13 protein-coding genes are annotated in these 15,675 nt (G+C 61.8%); 8 read left to right on the forward strand and 5 right to left on the reverse strand.

Annotated elements, in window-relative coordinates; genetic code table 11:
* Nucleotides 1-167 precede the first annotated feature (167 nt).
* The 7 genes from QZZ02_RS00615 (at nt 168) to QZZ02_RS00645 (ending at nt 8,372) form a co-directional block, all read left to right on the forward strand.
* Nucleotides 168-1,139, forward strand: coding sequence for a hypothetical protein (locus QZZ02_RS00615; RefSeq protein ID WP_291841586.1), 972 nt, complete (start codon nt 168-170; stop codon nt 1,137-1,139).
* Entirely contained in the window at nt 1,136-2,050 is a 915-nt protein-coding gene (locus QZZ02_RS00620) for an NAD-dependent epimerase/dehydratase family protein (RefSeq protein ID WP_291841587.1), read from the forward strand. The genes QZZ02_RS00615 and QZZ02_RS00620 overlap by 4 nt, the downstream gene beginning before the upstream one ends.
* Nucleotides 2,051-2,063: 13 nt before the next feature.
* Nucleotides 2,064-2,885 (forward strand): ABC transporter permease, encoded by an 822-nt coding sequence (locus QZZ02_RS00625; protein WP_291841588.1) that lies wholly within the window; start codon nt 2,064-2,066, stop codon nt 2,883-2,885.
* Nucleotides 2,886-3,301: 416 nt separating this feature from the next.
* Nucleotides 3,302-4,363 carry a dTDP-glucose 4,6-dehydratase gene (gene rfbB, locus QZZ02_RS00630; protein ID WP_291841589.1) on the forward strand — a complete coding sequence of 354 codons (1,062 nt, stop codon included), beginning with the start codon at nt 3,302-3,304 and terminating at the stop codon, nt 4,361-4,363.
* Between the two features lie 6 nt (nt 4,364-4,369).
* On the forward strand, nt 4,370-5,266 hold the full coding sequence (gene rfbD / locus QZZ02_RS00635; RefSeq protein WP_291841590.1) for a dTDP-4-dehydrorhamnose reductase: 897 nt from the start codon (nt 4,370-4,372) through the stop codon (nt 5,264-5,266).
* A 75-nt stretch (nt 5,267-5,341) separates the two neighbouring features.
* Nucleotides 5,342-7,162: a glutamine--fructose-6-phosphate transaminase (isomerizing) gene (glmS, locus tag QZZ02_RS00640; protein ID WP_291841591.1), complete on the forward strand. Its 1,821-nt coding sequence runs from the start codon at nt 5,342-5,344 to the stop codon at nt 7,160-7,162.
* Between the two features lie 79 nt (nt 7,163-7,241).
* Nucleotides 7,242-8,372 carry a DegT/DnrJ/EryC1/StrS aminotransferase family protein gene (locus tag QZZ02_RS00645; RefSeq protein ID WP_291841592.1) on the forward strand — a complete coding sequence of 377 codons (1,131 nt, stop codon included), beginning with the start codon at nt 7,242-7,244 and terminating at the stop codon, nt 8,370-8,372.
* Between the two features lie 39 nt (nt 8,373-8,411).
* Here QZZ02_RS00645 and QZZ02_RS00650 read toward each other — a convergent pair whose 3' ends face one another.
* The 5 genes from QZZ02_RS00650 to glmM all read right to left on the reverse strand — a co-directional run bounded on the left by QZZ02_RS00650 (nt 8,412) and on the right by glmM (nt 14,669).
* A complete protein-coding gene (locus tag QZZ02_RS00650) occupies nt 8,412-9,221 on the reverse strand; it encodes an ABC transporter ATP-binding protein (protein WP_291841593.1) in 810 nt (269 codons plus the stop codon).
* Between the two features lie 37 nt (nt 9,222-9,258).
* Complete coding sequence (locus QZZ02_RS00655) at nt 9,259-10,779, reverse strand: phosphomannomutase/phosphoglucomutase (protein ID WP_291841594.1); 1,521 nt, start codon at nt 10,777-10,779, stop codon at nt 9,259-9,261.
* Nucleotides 10,780-10,861: 82 nt separating this feature from the next.
* Nucleotides 10,862-12,172: a UDP-glucose/GDP-mannose dehydrogenase family protein gene (locus QZZ02_RS00660; protein ID WP_291841596.1), complete on the reverse strand. Its 1,311-nt coding sequence runs from the start codon at nt 12,170-12,172 to the stop codon at nt 10,862-10,864.
* Nucleotides 12,173-12,255: 83 nt separating this feature from the next.
* A complete protein-coding gene (locus QZZ02_RS00665) occupies nt 12,256-13,320 on the reverse strand; it encodes an acyltransferase (protein WP_291841597.1) in 1,065 nt (354 codons plus the stop codon).
* Nucleotides 13,320-14,669 (reverse strand): phosphoglucosamine mutase, encoded by a 1,350-nt coding sequence (gene glmM / locus QZZ02_RS00670; protein ID WP_291841599.1) that lies wholly within the window; start codon nt 14,667-14,669, stop codon nt 13,320-13,322. The genes QZZ02_RS00665 and glmM overlap by 1 nt, the downstream gene beginning before the upstream one ends.
* 130 nt (nt 14,670-14,799) lie before the next feature.
* Between glmM and galU the strand changes: the two genes are divergently transcribed.
* Nucleotides 14,800-15,672: a UTP--glucose-1-phosphate uridylyltransferase GalU gene (gene galU / locus QZZ02_RS00675; protein ID WP_291841600.1), complete on the forward strand. Its 873-nt coding sequence runs from the start codon at nt 14,800-14,802 to the stop codon at nt 15,670-15,672.
* The last annotated feature ends 3 nt before the right edge of the window (nt 15,673-15,675 follow it).

A 15,675-nucleotide genomic window follows, 5' to 3' on the forward strand; every position in this document is an offset into this window, starting at 1 on the left:
GCTGCAGCCAATGCCCGTAGCCTAGCGGTTGCGCTGGCCGATCCGGTGGTGCAAATGGTTCGAACAGGAAGACCTGCGTCCTGCCAGGACGAAAACTAGACTATTCGGCCGGGAGCGGCACATCTCCGCTCCCCATCGCGCAAGAGACAGAACGGAGTCGCGTGTTCATGACCGGACTGAGACAAAGGCTGGCTGGCTTTCGTGACCGGACGAGTCCGGCCGGCTCGCTGCTCGACTTCGCGGTCTGGAGCTTGCGCCATGGCCTGCCCTGGCGCGCCAAGACGCTGCCTATCATCATCGTCGGTACGGTTTTGAGCATCGCGGGTGCGATTTATTTCGTCGACTATCGGCTGCCCATCCTCATTGTGCTGGCGTGCGCGCTGGCGTTGCTGGTCTTCTCGGTCGCGCTCGCGTACGCGCGCACACTGATCGCAACGCGAACCGCCGAGCTTCGGTCGGAACGCGAGGCCCTTGAGAAGTCCATGCTGGAGGCCTTCACGATCCGCACCGAGCTGAAGGAAAACCTCCGGGCCATTGAGAGCAAGCTCGAGCTCGGACAGCGCCAGGAAGCAAGGGCTCGCGATGATTCTCTGACAGGCATGCGCACTGAAATCGACGCACGCCTGTCCTCTCTCAAGGGCGATGTGCTGGAGCATGCGAGCACAACCTCACAGCAGATGTCGGAGCTCGAAGCGCGCCTTAACGCACAGACCAAGTCACACGCAACAGAGCTGCGTCGCATGTTCGAGAATGAATTCGAACTCCTGCTGCGCCAACTTCAAAGGGTCGATACTCGTCAGACCCGTCTCGCCGCCGATTTCGGGGAGGCTTTGCAGCTGCTCTCCGATGCAACCGATGCGCTGCGCGATGAACAGGGCGGAATCCGCAATCGTGTCCAGAGCATGGAAGATGTCTACGCGACCCGCATCCTGCCGGCGCGCCAGCAGCTCGATCGACTGACCCGCGAAGTGGCCAGCATGGCGGCCCGCGATGATGTACTGCACTCGAACGATGCCCGCCTGATCGAGTATCTGGAATCAACAATGGCCAAAATGCAGGATCGCCTGCGTGCGCTCGACAGCGAGGTACGCAAGCGCATGATCGCGAACGGATCCGCTATCAGGGAAGCCCGCGAATGATAGTCCTGATCGGCGGCACCGGATTTCTTGGACGCCATGTGTGTGAAGTACTCGCGGCCAACAAGCTGGAGACCGTTTCGGTCTCGCGTCGACCCGACACCGAATTCCTCGCTGAGCATGCACCAGGCGTTCGCGGAGTCCGGACGGACGACCCCGCCCTGTCCGACATTCTCCGACAAGCCGAACATGTACTGTATTTTGCGCACCGCTCACGCCCGGCCATTCACGCCGAGGGTCCGCGCATGGAAGTCAGCACCAATCTCAGTGATGTCGCCGCCTTCCTGCATACCCTGATGGAGGTCAATCCGCAGGCGCGGCTGACCTATCTCTCCTCCGGCGGCCAGATTTACGGGTCCGGCTTTGACGCACCGATTACCGAGGATGCAGCCATCCGCCCGGCAACCGCCTACGGGCTGGGAAAATCCCTCGTCGAAACACTTCTCAACTACTACGTCGACGCCAATGGCAGCAAGATCGCCATCCTGCGCCTCGCCAATCCGGTTGGTCGCTGGCAGCTGAACACATCACACGGTCTTGTCTCGGCAGCTGTCCAGGCCAGCGTCAGCGGCCAGCCGCTGACGATCTTCGGCGATGGCGGCAATGCGCGCGACTATTTCGACGCTGATGATTTCGCGCAATGGGTCACGAACCGGCTGATCCTGGGCCCCGCCGCAGTCACCGGCACCTACAATATCGGTTCGGGACGGGCCCTGACCGAGACCGACGTGGTCGAAACGGTGAACCGCACACTCGGACGACCTGTGCCGTACAATTTCGCAGAAGGGCGCCCGTTCGACCTGCGCTATGCGGTGCTGGATTGCGGACGCGCAGAGCGCGAACTCGGCTGGACGCCCGGTACCGGGCTGGATGAGACGATCCGCAAAATCGATCAGGCCCTGCACGCGACCTGAACAGGGGATACGCATGAACGCGCTCAAGGACTTTGTCGGTGCCACGCGAAATCTGCGCGCCTGGTCCTACCTCGCCGGCAAACAAATCCAGCTGGAATACCGTCGAACGGTTCTGGGCAATGCCTGGATCGTGATCGCCTTTGTCGTACCGGCAGCCGGCATCGGCTGGCTTACAGGCACGATCCAGCAACGTGATCTGATGGTTCACATACCCTATGTCGCATTCGGCTTCGTGGCCTGGAACTTCATTGCCGGCCTCATCACGGAGGCCTGCTTCGCCTTCACGCGAAACCGATCCATGCTGCTGCAATCACGGATCGACCGCTTCGTCTTCATTTTCTCATTGACGTTGCGCAAGCTGTTTCTGCTCATGATCCACCTTGTGACAGCCTGCCTGGTTGCCATCCTTGCGACGATGAGCTGGACACCGGAGATCCATTTTCAATGGCTGCCGACCTGGCATATGATCTGGCTGCCCCTGTCCCTGTCCCTCTTTGTCCTTACCGCTTTCGGCGTCGGGGCTTTGCTCGCTGCCCTAGGTACGGTCATGCGGGATTTCGCGGAGCTTGTGGCCTCGATCATGCGACTGGCCTTTTTCTTCACACCGATCATCTGGACGTTCGAACGCCGTTTCGGTGGCGGATCAGAGGCCCTGCGCATCCTCGCGACCTATAATCCCTTTTCCTACTATATCGAGCTGATACGGTCTCCTGCGATGGGCTACTCGCCCGAGCCACTGACCTGGATTGTTGTCAGCGGATTGACGGTCGTCTCACTGATGCTGGGTTTGCTCGCGATACAGGTCTTCGGCCGCCGGCTCGTCTTCTGGCTCTGAGGCGAAACTCGCCCGTGCCTGATCCAGGCTTCCGAAGCGAGCATGGCAGACATCGTCCTCGCGCTCGTCATTTGCGGCAGACACCAGACAACGGAGGCATTGGCCGGAGCCCGCCGGCACTGCGCGTCCGCCGGACGTCTCTTGATTGCGGTGGATGAAGCGCTGTTTTCCAACACTGCCACCCTTCGACAGCCTGATGTGCAGAATGGGGCGCGGTTTCAGTTCTTTGCCCCCATCCCCCTTCCAGAACACCAGACGCTTGCCATCCCTAATCGACCTGCAATTACATTGACTCGTTGAAAGAGGGCGACGCTTTGTTGTAGGTGTTCGGGGAGAAATTGTGGTGATCTGAAACGGGATTCAGCCAATCGGCGGCCCGGCCTCGCCACGCCGATTGCAATTGGGGCAGAGGTGTCATGAAAATTTTGGTGACTGGCGGAGCCGGCTTTATCGGATCCGCTGTAATTCGTCGTGCGATCTCGCAACGCGGCTATGATGTGGTCAATCTGGATTCACTCACCTACGCGGCCAATCTCGAGAATCTCGACCCGGTCGCCGACAGCGGCCGCTACGTGTTCGAGCAGGTCGATATCCGCGATGAAGCCGCCCTCACCCGTGTTTTCAACGAGCATCAACCCGACGCGGTGATGCACCTGGCCGCCGAGTCCCATGTCGACCGTTCCATCGACGGACCGCTCGCCTTTGTCGATACCAATGTGATGGGTACGGCGACCATTCTTCACGTCGCGCGCACCTACTGGCAGACCCTGCCCGAACCGCACAAATCGACCTTCCGCTTCCACCACATCTCTACCGATGAGGTCTATGGCACACTGGGCGAGGAGGGCTTCTTCACCGAAGAGACCCGCTACCAGCCCAATTCGCCCTACGCCGCGAGCAAAGCCGGCTCGGACATGCTCGTGCGGGCCTGGGGCCAGACCTACAAAATGCCGATCGTCATCACCAATTGCTCGAACAATTACGGCCCCTACCAGTTCCCCGAGAAGCTGATCCCGGTTGTCATCCTCAAAGCGCTGGGTGGCGAGAGCATCCCGGTGTATGGCGCTGGCACCAATGTCCGCGACTGGCTCTATGTCGATGATCACGCCGAAGCCCTGCTGACGGTTCTCGAGAAGGGCGAGCTCGACGAGATCTACAATATTGGCGGCGACAACGAGGCCAAGAATATCGATCTCGTTCAGATGCTCTGCGCCATCCTCGACCGTCTTCGCCCGCGCGAAGACGGTGCCGCCTATGCCGACCAGATCACCTTTGTCTCTGACCGTCCGGGTCACGACCTTCGCTATGCAATCGATGCGGCCAAGGTTCAGCGCGAGCTGGACTGGAAACCGTCCGTGACCCTCGAGCAAGGTCTGGAAAAAACAGTCCTCTGGTATCTTGAGAATGAGAGCTGGTGGCGCAAGATTTCCGAGCGTGGCGTGTATAAACAGGAACGCCTTGGGCTCGCCGCGAAATAGCGCGTGATGTCTGACCCGCACCTTCTCATCTTCGGCATGAACGGGCAGCTGGCCCGTGAGCTTCGTGAACGCGCGCCGGTGGCCGGCTGGCGGGTGACGACCCTCGGCAGCGACCGCGCAGATTTCTGCAATACCGACGCGACCCTCGCAGCGATGCGCGAGATCGGCCCGGTGGATGCCGTTATCAATGCGTCGGCCTATACGGCCGTGGACCTTGCCGAGACGGAAGCCGACACGGCCCACCGCGTCAATGCAATCACGCCTGGGGCCTTGGCTGAATTGTGCGCGCAAAGCGGCACTCCCTTTATCCAGATCTCAACGGACTACGTGTTCTCCGGCGACAAGTCCGGTGCCTATGTCGAGACCGACAAGACCGGTCCCCGCAGTGTTTATGGACGGACCAAACTGGCCGGCGAGACCGCTGTCGCGGCAAGCGGGACGCCTCATGCCATCTTGAGGACCGCCTGGGTCTATGCGCCGCACGGCAAGAATTTCGTGCGCACCATGCTTCGACTCGCCCAGGATCGCGACAGTCTGTCGGTCGTTGCGGACCAACGCGGCTGTCCGACGCATGCCGGAGACCTGGCCGAAGGCGCGCTACGCGCGGCGGCGGGCCTGCTGGATGATCCCGACAAGTCCGGCGTTTATCATTTTGCCGGGAGTGGCGAGACCAGCTGGGCCGAGTTTGCCGAAGCGGTGTTCGACCTCGCCGAACCTCACACCGGACGCCGCCCGACAGTGACACACATCGCCAGCGTGGATTATCCGACTCCGGCCCCGCGACCGGCCAATTCGGTGCTCAACTGTGACCGCTTCGCCGAAACATTCGGCTATCGCGCGCCAGCATGGCGGGCTTCGCTTGCTGGTGTGATTGCCGCGTTGTGCAGTGGCACGCAGGCCTGATCGCGCAGACTGATTGCCCTTGCCGACCGGGCACGGCTATACCGGCTGCATCCATCCCCTGCCAAGAGGTCGAACATGTGCGGAATTGTGGGCGTCGTCGGTCTGGACAAGGCAGAGAGCTTTCTTCTGGAAGGTCTGCGCAGGCTGGAATATCGCGGCTACGACTCGGCCGGACTGGCCGTGCTCGCCCCGGACGGCCGGACCCAGCGCGTCCGGGCGGTCGGCAAGGTTTCGGCCTTGCGGGCCAAGATCGACAGCAACACATCCGGCGTCACCGGTATCGCCCACACGCGCTGGGCCACACACGGCGCTGCGACGCAGAACAATGCCCACCCGCATCAGGCCGGACGTGTGAGCCTCGTCCACAACGGTATCATTGAAAACTTCATGCCGCTGCGTCGCGAGCTCGAAGCCGATGGCCGGCAGATGCAAAGCGAAACCGACACCGAGGTCATCGCGCATCTGATTGATCGGGAGCTTGGCAGGGGTCTCAGCCCTCGTGACGCGCTTTGCGCGGTCATGGCCCGCCTCGAGGGCGCGTTTGCGCTCGGCGTCATGATAGACGGCGAACCGGACCTGATCCTTGGTGCGCGCAAGGGCGCACCGCTGCTGGTAGGTGAAGGCCATGGCAGCGGATATCTGGCCTCCGATGCACTCGCGCTCGCCGAATATGCGGAAACGCTAACCTTCCTGGAAGATGGCGATCTTGCCGAGGTCCGGGCCGGGCGAACGGAAATCTTCAATATTGCCGGCCAGCGCGTCAACCGCAGTGGTACCCGTATGCTGGAAATCGCCATGCATGCCGACAAGGGCCCCTATCGCCACTTCATGGCCAAGGAAATCCATGAACAGCCGGAGGTGTTGGCGCGGACGCTTGGCCATTACATCGAAGCGGTCGAGCAGGCCGCCCGCAAACGCGATGATATCGACTTCAGCGCGATCGCGCGCATCGTCATGATCGGTTGCGGTACCGCCGCCTATGCCGGGCATGTCGCCGAATACTGGTTCGAGCGCCTCGCAAGAATTCCGGCGCAGACCGATATAGCGTCCGAATTCCGCTATCGCGATCCGGTCATCAACCCCACCGATCTGGCCATCTTCATCTCGCAATCCGGCGAGACGGCCGACACGCTGGAAGCCCTGCGCCTGTGCAAGGCGGCAGGCTGCCCGACCGTTGCCCTGGTGAACGCGACCCACTCCACCATGGCGCGCGAAGCCGACATCGTCCTGCCGATCCTCGCCGGCCCGGAAATTGGCGTCGCCTCCACCAAGGCCTTCACCTGTCAGCTCGCTGCCCTCGCATCCATCGCGCTGCTGGCGGCGGCCCAGCGCGGCACGGTCGATGCCGCTGGCGAGCAGTCGCTCGCGGCCAGTCTCCTTTCCATTCCCGGCCTGGTCGCCGAAGCGCTGAAATCGGAAGCGGAGATACAAAAGCTCGCGCCTGAGCTCTCGCGCGTGCAGACCGTGCTTTATCTCGGTCGCGACCAATTCTTCCCGATTGCCCTGGAGGGCGCGCTAAAACTCAAGGAAATCAGCTACATACATGCTGAGGGCTATGCGTCCGGCGAGCTGAAACACGGCCCGCTCGCGCTCGTAGAGGACGGTGTCGTGATCGTCGCCATCGCGCCGTCGGACGGGCTTTTGCCGAAGAACCGCTCAACCATCGAGCAAGTGTTGGCACGCGGCAGCCGGGTGATCCTGATTACCGACGCGGCCGGCCGCGAGGCGATCGACATCCCCGGCGTCGACGCCATATGCCTGCCGGCGGCCGGCATGCTGGCATCACCGATTATTGCCGCGATCGCTGTCCAGCTGATCGCCTATCATGTCTCGGTCCAGAAGGGCACGGATGTCGACCAACCGCGAAACCTCGCCAAGTCGGTGACCGTCGAATAGCGAAACCATTCGTGAATTGGCTTCGCGCCGACGGCAGCTTAAACGCGACTAAACGCTTCCCAGCCAAATAGTTAAGGCCATGATCCAGATGCTTCCCTTCATCGATCTCGCGACCCAGCGCCTGCGCCTCAAGGACAAGATTGACGCCGCCGTGGCCGAGGTCCTCGAGAGTGGTGCCTTCATTCTCGGCCCACAGGTCACCGAGCTGGAGAAACGCCTCGCCGCCTTCAGTGAAGCGCCGCATGCCCTGGCCTGCGCCAACGGCACCGACGCGCTTCTTCTGCCATTGATGGCGTGGGAAATTGGCACGGGCGATGCCGTCTTTGTGCCCTCTTTCACCTTCGCTTCCACGGCAGAGGTCGTTCGGCTGCGCGGCGCCACGCCGGTCTTTGTCGACATTGATCCGGTGACCTACACGATGGACGTCGATCATCTGTCGGCCTGCATCAAGCGGGTCAGCCAGGACGCCAGCCTGACCGCCCGCGCGGTGATCGCGGTAGACCTGTTTGGCCAGCCCGCCGATTATCCCGCCATCGCCGCGCTGTGCACCGAGCATGATCTCAAACTGGTCGCCGACAGCGCCCAGGGCTTCGGTTGCACGCTCGAAGGTCACCACCCGATCCATTGGGCCGATGTCGCGACGATCAGCTTCTATCCGGCCAAGCCGCTGGGCTGTTATGGCGATGGCGGAGCAATCATCGTCAAGGATGCGGACCTGCTAGCCATCATGCGCTCACTACACGTGCACGGGGCCGGTGAAGATCGCTATGCCTATGACCGGATCGGCCTCAACTCGCGCCTCGACACAATCCAGGCAGCCATCCTCCTGGTCAAGCTGGACGTTTTTGCGGAGGAAATCCGCCTGCGCAATGAAGCCGCTGACCGCTATGCCGCCGGCTTCGGTGATGTGGTGAAGCCGCATGCTGTCATCGCGGGCGGGGTTTCAACCTGGGCGCAGTACACAATCGAGGTCGATGACCGTGACGGCTTCCGGGCGGCCATGGCCGAGCAGGGCGTACCGACCGCGATCTACTATCCCCGCCCGCTACATTCCCAGCCGGCCTATATCGATCCTCGCGTGAACCCGAACGGACTGCCCGTGACCGATGCGGCCGCCAGACGGGTTGTTTCGCTGCCAATGGATGCAGATCTGGGCGGTGAGCGTCAGGACAGCGTCATTGCCGCGGTGCGCAAGGCACTCGGCGGCTGAACCCGGGCCGTCAAATCACGTCCAGATAAGGGCGCGGACTCAAGACGAGGCCGGGTCGCTCTGCGCGACGCGCTCGGCCTGTTTCTCACGTTGGAGCCGCGCCTTCTCAGCCTTCTCGGGATCAAAAATCGTATCCCGTTCAAGACGATAGGCGGCGAGCACTTCATCGGTCGAACCGAAATGAGCAATTTCACCGCCATCAATGACCATGACCTGTTCGCAGATGCGCTCGATCAGGCTCAGATTATGCGATGCCAAAACCAGTATTTTGGCATTCTCGACCATCTCGGCCATGCGGATCCGCGCCTTCGAAAGGAATGACGCATCGCCCGCACCGAGCCATTCGTCCATCAGCAGGATGTCGGATTTGATGGCCGTCGTCAGGGCGAAAGCGAGCCGCAACAACATACCGCTGGAATACCGGAAGATTGGCTGATTGATCCAGTCGCCAATATCCGCAAACTCGATGATCTCCGGCGCCATCCCGCGGATTTCCTCGTACGAGAAACCCAGCATGGTACCGCGCAGGAAAATGTTTTCGTAACCGGTGGCGTTCGGCATGAAACCGGACTGGGCACTGAAAATGGACGCGACCGTTCCGTCAACTTCCAGCGAGCCTGATGCCGGCGGATAAACCCCGGCCAGCGTCCGCAACATGGTGCTTTTGCCCGACCCGTTGCGTCCGAGCAGACCCAGCCTCGTACCGGGGCGAAGCTCGAAATTCAGCCCTTTGAGTGCCGGATAACCCGACTTGTCGCCACCAAAGCCAAGAATTGACGCCGTCGTCGGATAGATGACGGTCAGATCCGTGGCGCGAATATAGGGAAATGGACGGTCGTCGTCGGTCACGCAGGGCTATCCGGTGTTGAGGCGGCTTTCGGGCAGGCTAGAGCGTCTGGTCGAATTCACCAACCTCGGGATGCCGGGCCAGTTCCGCCCGGATATCCGCGAAGATTGCCTTCACATCATCCGAGGAGTCCGGGCTCTCGATCACCACGACCAGATTGGGCGTGTTCGAGCTGGCGCGGACCAGTCCCCAGGCCCCCCCCTCAAGCGAGAAACGGACGCCATTCACCGTGTTGACGTCGACAATGGGACGGCCTGCAACCGTATCGCCCGCGTCCTTGCGCGCCTTGAAACGATCGACGATGCGCTCGACCACGTCATACTTCTCTTCGTCGGAACAGGCCGGCGACATGGTTGGCGAGCCATAGCTGACCGGCAGGGCCCGCCGCAGATCGGCCATCGATCTGTCGGGATTGCGATCGAGCATCTGCAAGACGGCGCGGGCGGCGACGAGACCGTCGTCATATCCCCGGCCGATCGGCGGCTGCAGGAAGAAATGACCGGACTTTTCAAAGCCCGCCAACGCACCCAGTTGCTTGGAGCGGCTCTTGATGTAGGAGTGCCCGGTCTTGTAATAATCAGTCTTGCAGCCATGTTCGGCCAGGATCGGGTCGATCGTGAACAGGCCCGTTGATTTCACATCCACCACGAAGGTCGACCCCGGATGCAGCGGCGCAAGATCGCGAGCCAGCATGAGGCCGATCTTGTCAGCGAAGATTTCCTCGCCCTCATTGTCGATCACGCCGCAGCGATCGCCATCCCCGTCAAAACCCAGCCCGACATCGGCGCCGTGCTCGAGCACTGCATCGCGCATGGCGTGCAGCATTTTCATGTCTTCCGGATTCGGGTTGTAGCGTGGGAAGGTGTGGTCGAGATCACAATCCATCTCGACGACCTCGACACCCATCGCGCGCAGAGCCTGCGGCGCGAAGGCTCCGGCGGTCCCATTGCCACAGGCCGCGACGACCTTGAGCGGACGCTTGATGGCAACCCCGTCAGCAACGTCGGCCAGATAGCGCTCGGCCACACCGCCCTGGCGGACATAGCCACCGCCACTGCGGGTCTTGGCGTCGCCGCCCAGGACGATTTCCTTGAGCCGGCTCATCTCGTCAGGGCCGAAGGTGAGCGGACGATTGGCGCCCATTTTCACACCCGTCCAGCCGTTGGAGTTATGGCTGGCCGTGACCATGGCGACGCAGGGAATGTCGAGATCGAACTGGGCGAAGTAAGCAACGGGCGACAATGCGAGGCCGATATCATGAACCTCGATGCCGGCGGCCATCAGTCCGACTTCAAGCGCCTGTTTTACGCTCAATGAATAACTGCGGTAATCGTGACCAACGACAATCTTCGGCGCGACGCCCAGTTCATGAATGAGCGTGCCCAGGCCCATACCCAGCGTCTGGACGCCATACAGGTTGAGATCCGGCGCCTTGTCCGAGCCGGGATGCCCGAACCACCAGCGTGCGTCATACTCACGAAAGCCGGTTGGCTTGATCAGGGCCTCGGTCTCGAAAGCCCAGGAGTTGGGCTGCAGGCTGGCATGGGGCTTGGTCGTCATGGGAACACCGCTTCTTGTCTAACAGGCAGGGTGGATCTCGCGACGCGCGCAGCCCGACGGGCTGCACCCGACGGGCTATGCATCAGCCGTGCGGCCGACCGACACTGGTGTAGGCAAAGCCGGCATTGCTGGCTTCTTCCAGGTTATAGATGTTGCGCAGATCAACGAGGATCGGCGACTTCATCGTCAATTTCAGGCGCTTCAGGTCGAGGGCACGGAACTCGTTCCACTCAGTGATGATAACCAGAACGTCGGCACCTTCGGCACAAAAATAGGGGCCGGAAACGAAGTCGACATTCTCGAACAGTTTCTCGGCTTCAACCGTTCCGGCCGGATCGAAGGCCCGGATCTTCGCACCCGCACGCTGCAGGGCCGGGATGATCTCCAGGCTCGGCGCGTCGCGCATGTCATCTGTATTCGGCTTGAAGGTCACGCCAAGCACAGCCACCGTCTTGCCATTCACATCGCCGCCACAGGCAGCGATGACCTTGTCGGCCATGGCACGCTTGCGGGCATCATTGACCTCGACGACCGTCTCGATCAGGCGCAGCGGCGCCTGGTGATCCTGGGCGGTACGCGTCAGGGCGAGCGTGTCCTTGGGGAAGCACGAGCCGCCATAGCCCGGCCCGGCATGCAGGAATTTGCCACCGATCCGGTTGTCCAGGCCGACACCCTTGGCGACCTCCTGGACGTTGGCACCGACCTTTTCACACAGGTCCGCGATCTCGTTGATGAAAGTGATCTTCATCGCGAGGAAAGCGTTGGCGGCGTACTTGATCAGCTCGGACGTGCGACGCGAGGTGAAAACGATCGGCGTCTCGTTGAGGAAGAGCGGACGGTAGAGCTCATTCATCGAAGCGCGGGCGCGATCATCATCGGTACCGACCACCACGCGATCGGGGCGCTTGAAATCATCGATCGCCGCGCCTTCGCGCAGGAATTCCGGGTTCGAGACCACGGCGAAATCGGCGTCCGGACGGGTCTCGCGAATGATGCGCTCGACTTCATCACCAGTGCCCACCGGCACGGTCGATTTGGTCACCACCACCGTATAGCCGTCCATGACACCCGCGATCTCCTTCGCAGCTGCATAAACATAGCTCAGATCGGCGAAACCATCGCCGCGGCGCGACGGCGTTCCAACCGCGATAAAGACAGCATCAGCAGCCTTCACGGCCTCGGCCAGATCCTGGGTGAAGGACAGGCGCCCCTCGCGCACATTGCGCTGAACAAGGAGATCAAGGCCTGGCTCATAGATCGGTATGCCGCCGGAGTTCAGCGTTTCGACCTTGCTGGCATCCTTGTCGACACAGACGACCTCATGCCCGAAGTCGGCGAAACAAGCTCCCGACACCAGTCCGACATAGCCGGTTCCGATCATTGCGACGCGCATGATAAATCACTCCCGTTCTGGTCCGGGACGGTATCGCTGACAGGGCAGCAAGGCGCAAGGAGAGATTGCCGCGATGGCAGTGCTCAGACCGGTTTGCGTGATATTTCCGCAATCGCCTGCCTGCCAAGGCTCAAAAGCGGGCGCTCGAGGAGCCGGTGGAGCATCCAGGCCAGGACCGGGATGGCGATCAGGCCCACTCCGCCCAGCGCCAGCGCCTGGCCGCCATCCGCGAGCGGCAGGCGCAATGCCAGCCTGGCAAGAATATCCAGCGCAAGCGCGTGGGAGAGATAGGCGACATAGGACCAGTCACCGAGGCGCGCGGCGAGTGCCGGCAAGACCGGACGCCAGGCCAGGAGACTGCCGACAATGCCAACCGCGAATGGCAGCGCCACCACAACCCGCACAGCCGGATCCGTCAGCCCGTCCAGCCCGCGCGTCAGCGTCCAGAAGACGCCAAAAGCAGCGCCGCCAATCGCCAGCGCGGTGCTGACCGGCAGCAGGCGATCAAGCTGGTCGCGAAATTGCGCGATCAGCGCGCCGGCGAGAAAGAGCAGATTGAACGGGCTGGCGATGAGACGCAGCCAGGCCGGCAGGCCGTCGGTCAGCCCTGCAAGGCCCACCAGTGACACGACCAGCCAACTCGCGACGGCGAAAATGCGGAAACGCGCGGGAATGGCCAGAAAGACCCCATAGGCCAGGTAGAACCAGAGCTCATGGACTAGCGTCCATCCGACCGACAGAAGGGGAAGATGGCCGGTCGGCCAGAGAAATAACGTAGTCAGCCAACGCCCGTCCGCCAAAGCGGTCAGCAGGTCGCCCCGGAAAAAGATGACATATCCAACCGCCGCGACGCCAGTGATGACCCAGTACATCGGATAGATGCGATTGAGCCGGTTGAGGAAGAAGCGCAGGTCGAGCCCGTCATGATGACGATAGAGATGGTGGATGATGAATCCGGAAATGACGAAGAACACGTCGACGCCGAGAAAACCGAAAAACGCCCCGTCGCCAAGCCAGCTGAATCCGAGAATCCGGCCAGATGTCTGATGCAAATGACCAATCACGACCATCAAGACCGCCAGGGCACGCAAGTGCTGGACGGCGACAATGCGCTCGGCAGGGGAACCGGCCACTGACGGGGTCGTCATCAGGCCAGCGCGGCGGCTTCGATCGCGCCGCGGACATCATCGACTACCGAGCGGATAAGCTTTTGCTCGCCCTCCGCCATAACCCGGACGACGGGTTCGGTACCTGAAGCGCGAACGACCAGACGGCCGGAATTTCCCATGCGCGTCTCGGCTTCAGCGATCGCAGCCTTGACCGCATCGGCCTCGAGCGGCTTCCTGCCCTTGGTCACGCGCACATTTTCCAGCAATTGCGGCGCCGGCTTGAAGACGTTCAGCAGCTCGCTGGCGCGCTTGCCGCTCTCACCGAGCACGCGCAGGACCTGCAGTGCAGCAATCAGCCCGTCCCCGGTCGGTGAGTAATCCGGCATGACGATATGTCCGGAGGCTTCGCCACCGAGATTGATCCCGGTTTCTCGCATGCGCTCGGATACATAACGGTCGCCAACCTGCGTCCGCTCCAGTGTGATGCCGCGCTTGGCCAGGTATTGCTCGAGGCCGAGATTGGACATCACTGTGGCGACGATGGCGGGGTGACGCAATTCTCCGGCTTCCTGCCAATGACTGGCCAGCAGACCCAGAATCTGGTCGCCATCAATGACCCGGCCCTTTTCATCACACAACACGACCCGGTCACCATCGCCATCAAGGGCAATGCCGAGATCGGCGCGGAATTTCACCACTTCCTTGGCCAGACGCGCGGGCGCGGTCGAGCCGCACTCCTCATTGACGTTGAAGCCGTTCGGCTCGACACCGATCGGGATGACGTCAGCGCCCAGCTCCCACAGAACGGTCGGCGCAACCTTGTAACCGGCACCATTGGCGCAATCGACAACGAGGCGGAGATTGGAGAGGCGCTGGGCACGCGGGAAAGAGGATTTGACGATCTCGACATAGCGCGCCTGGGCATCATCAATGCGCTTCGCCCGGCCGAGGTCGGATGGCGCGGCGAGCTCCTCGGACAGGGAACCATCCATCAGCGCCTCGATCTCCAGCTCGGTCTTGTCGTCGAGCTTGCGGCCGTTCGGACCAAACAGCTTGATGCCATTGTCATGATAGGGATTGTGCGAGGCCGTGATCATGACGCCGAGATCGGCGCGCAAGGAGCGGGTCATCAAGGCAACGGCCGGCGTCGGCAGCGGACCGAACTGGAAGACATCCATGCCGACCGATGTGAAGCCGGCAACCAGAGCGCTCTCGATCATGTAGCCGGAGAGCCGCGTGTCCTTGCCGATGACCACCGAGTGGCGGCCGCTGTGCCGGACAAAATACTTTCCCGCCGCCATGCCAAGTCGCAGGGCTGTTTCCGCCGTCATCGGGAAGCTGTTGGTCAGCCCCCTCACCCCGTCCGTTCCGAAGTATTTCTTGCCCATGGCGTCACCCGATTAACGTGTCTCGTCCGGTATATAGGACGGATCTGCTAAACCGAAGTGAATGGGTGAGCTGGACGCTGGGGAAGTGATCGGGTACCCGTTGAAGCCGATCCGTGGAGGGGGAGATGGAATGACGCGCGTTCGCAAGGCTGTGTTGCCGGTTGCCGGCTTTGGAACCCGGGTTCTCCCCGCCACGAAAACCATACCGAAGGAAATGCTGCCGGTCTTTGACCGTCCCGCAATCCAGTATGTCGTTGACGAGGCCGTGGCCGCCGGGATCGAGCATTTCGTCTTTGTCACCGGGCGCAACAAGGGCGCGATCGAGGACTATTTCGATACCGCCTACGAGCTGGAAGCCAGCCTGGAAGCCAAGGGCAAGTCCGATATCCTGGCCGAGGTCACGCGGACTAAGCCGATCCCGGGATCGATGAGTTTCGTGCGCCAGCAGGCCCCGCTGGGCCTGGGTCACGCGATCTGGTGTGCGCGTGACATCATTGGCTCGGACCCGTTTGCCATTCTTCTGCCGGACGTGCTGGTCCAGGCCGAGCCGAGCTGCCTGGCGCAGATGATCTCCGTCTTTGATGAAACCGGCGGCAATGTGATCGCGGTCGAGCAAGTCCCGGCTGACGAGGTCAACAAGTACGGCATCATTGATCCGGAATCGCGTGAGGGAAATCGCATCCGCATGCGCGGCATGGTGGAAAAACCGGCGGTGGACGCGGCGCCATCCAATCTTTCGATCACCGGCCGTTACATCCTGCAAGGCTCGGTTTTCGACTATCTCGCCGACCAGGCGGCGGGCGCGGGTGGAGAAATCCAGCTGACCGATGCCATGGCGCGGCAGATGCAAAACCAGGACTTTCACGCCGTCGAATATGTCGGCCAGTCCTATGATTGCGGCAGCAAGCTGGGCTATCTGCGCGCGACGATGGCCTATGCCAGGGCCCATCGGGAACTTGGCGACGGCGCGCAGGCCCTGATCAACGAGTTCAGCGGCAACTGATGC

Origin of the sequence: Maricaulis sp. (genome assembly GCF_015665295.1) — a bacterium.
GTDB lineage: Bacteria > Pseudomonadota > Alphaproteobacteria > Caulobacterales > Maricaulaceae > Maricaulis.

What these genes read in the sequence shown, in the direction of transcription:
- galU (WP_291841600.1), top strand. Translation starts at nt 14,800, where the DNA reads ATGACGCGCGTTCGCAAGGCTGTGTTGCCGGTTGCCGGCTTTGGAACC.
- QZZ02_RS00620 (WP_291841587.1), top strand. Translation starts at nt 1,136, where the DNA reads ATGATAGTCCTGATCGGCGGCACCGGATTTCTTGGACGCCATGTGTGT.
- QZZ02_RS00615 (WP_291841586.1), top strand. Translation starts at nt 168, where the DNA reads ATGACCGGACTGAGACAAAGGCTGGCTGGCTTTCGTGACCGGACGAGT.
- rfbD (WP_291841590.1), top strand. Translation starts at nt 4,370, where the DNA reads ATGTCTGACCCGCACCTTCTCATCTTCGGCATGAACGGGCAGCTGGCC.
- QZZ02_RS00645 (WP_291841592.1), top strand. Translation starts at nt 7,242, where the DNA reads ATGATCCAGATGCTTCCCTTCATCGATCTCGCGACCCAGCGCCTGCGC.
- QZZ02_RS00655 (WP_291841594.1), bottom strand. Translation starts at nt 10,779, where the DNA reads ATGACGACCAAGCCCCATGCCAGCCTGCAGCCCAACTCCTGGGCTTTC.
- glmM (WP_291841599.1), bottom strand. Translation starts at nt 14,669, where the DNA reads ATGGGCAAGAAATACTTCGGAACGGACGGGGTGAGGGGGCTGACCAAC.
- rfbB (WP_291841589.1), top strand. Translation starts at nt 3,302, where the DNA reads ATGAAAATTTTGGTGACTGGCGGAGCCGGCTTTATCGGATCCGCTGTA.
- QZZ02_RS00625 (WP_291841588.1), top strand. Translation starts at nt 2,064, where the DNA reads ATGAACGCGCTCAAGGACTTTGTCGGTGCCACGCGAAATCTGCGCGCC.
- QZZ02_RS00660 (WP_291841596.1), bottom strand. Translation starts at nt 12,172, where the DNA reads ATGCGCGTCGCAATGATCGGAACCGGCTATGTCGGACTGGTGTCGGGA.
- glmS (WP_291841591.1), top strand. Translation starts at nt 5,342, where the DNA reads ATGTGCGGAATTGTGGGCGTCGTCGGTCTGGACAAGGCAGAGAGCTTT.
- QZZ02_RS00665 (WP_291841597.1), bottom strand. Translation starts at nt 13,320, where the DNA reads ATGACGACCCCGTCAGTGGCCGGTTCCCCTGCCGAGCGCATTGTCGCC.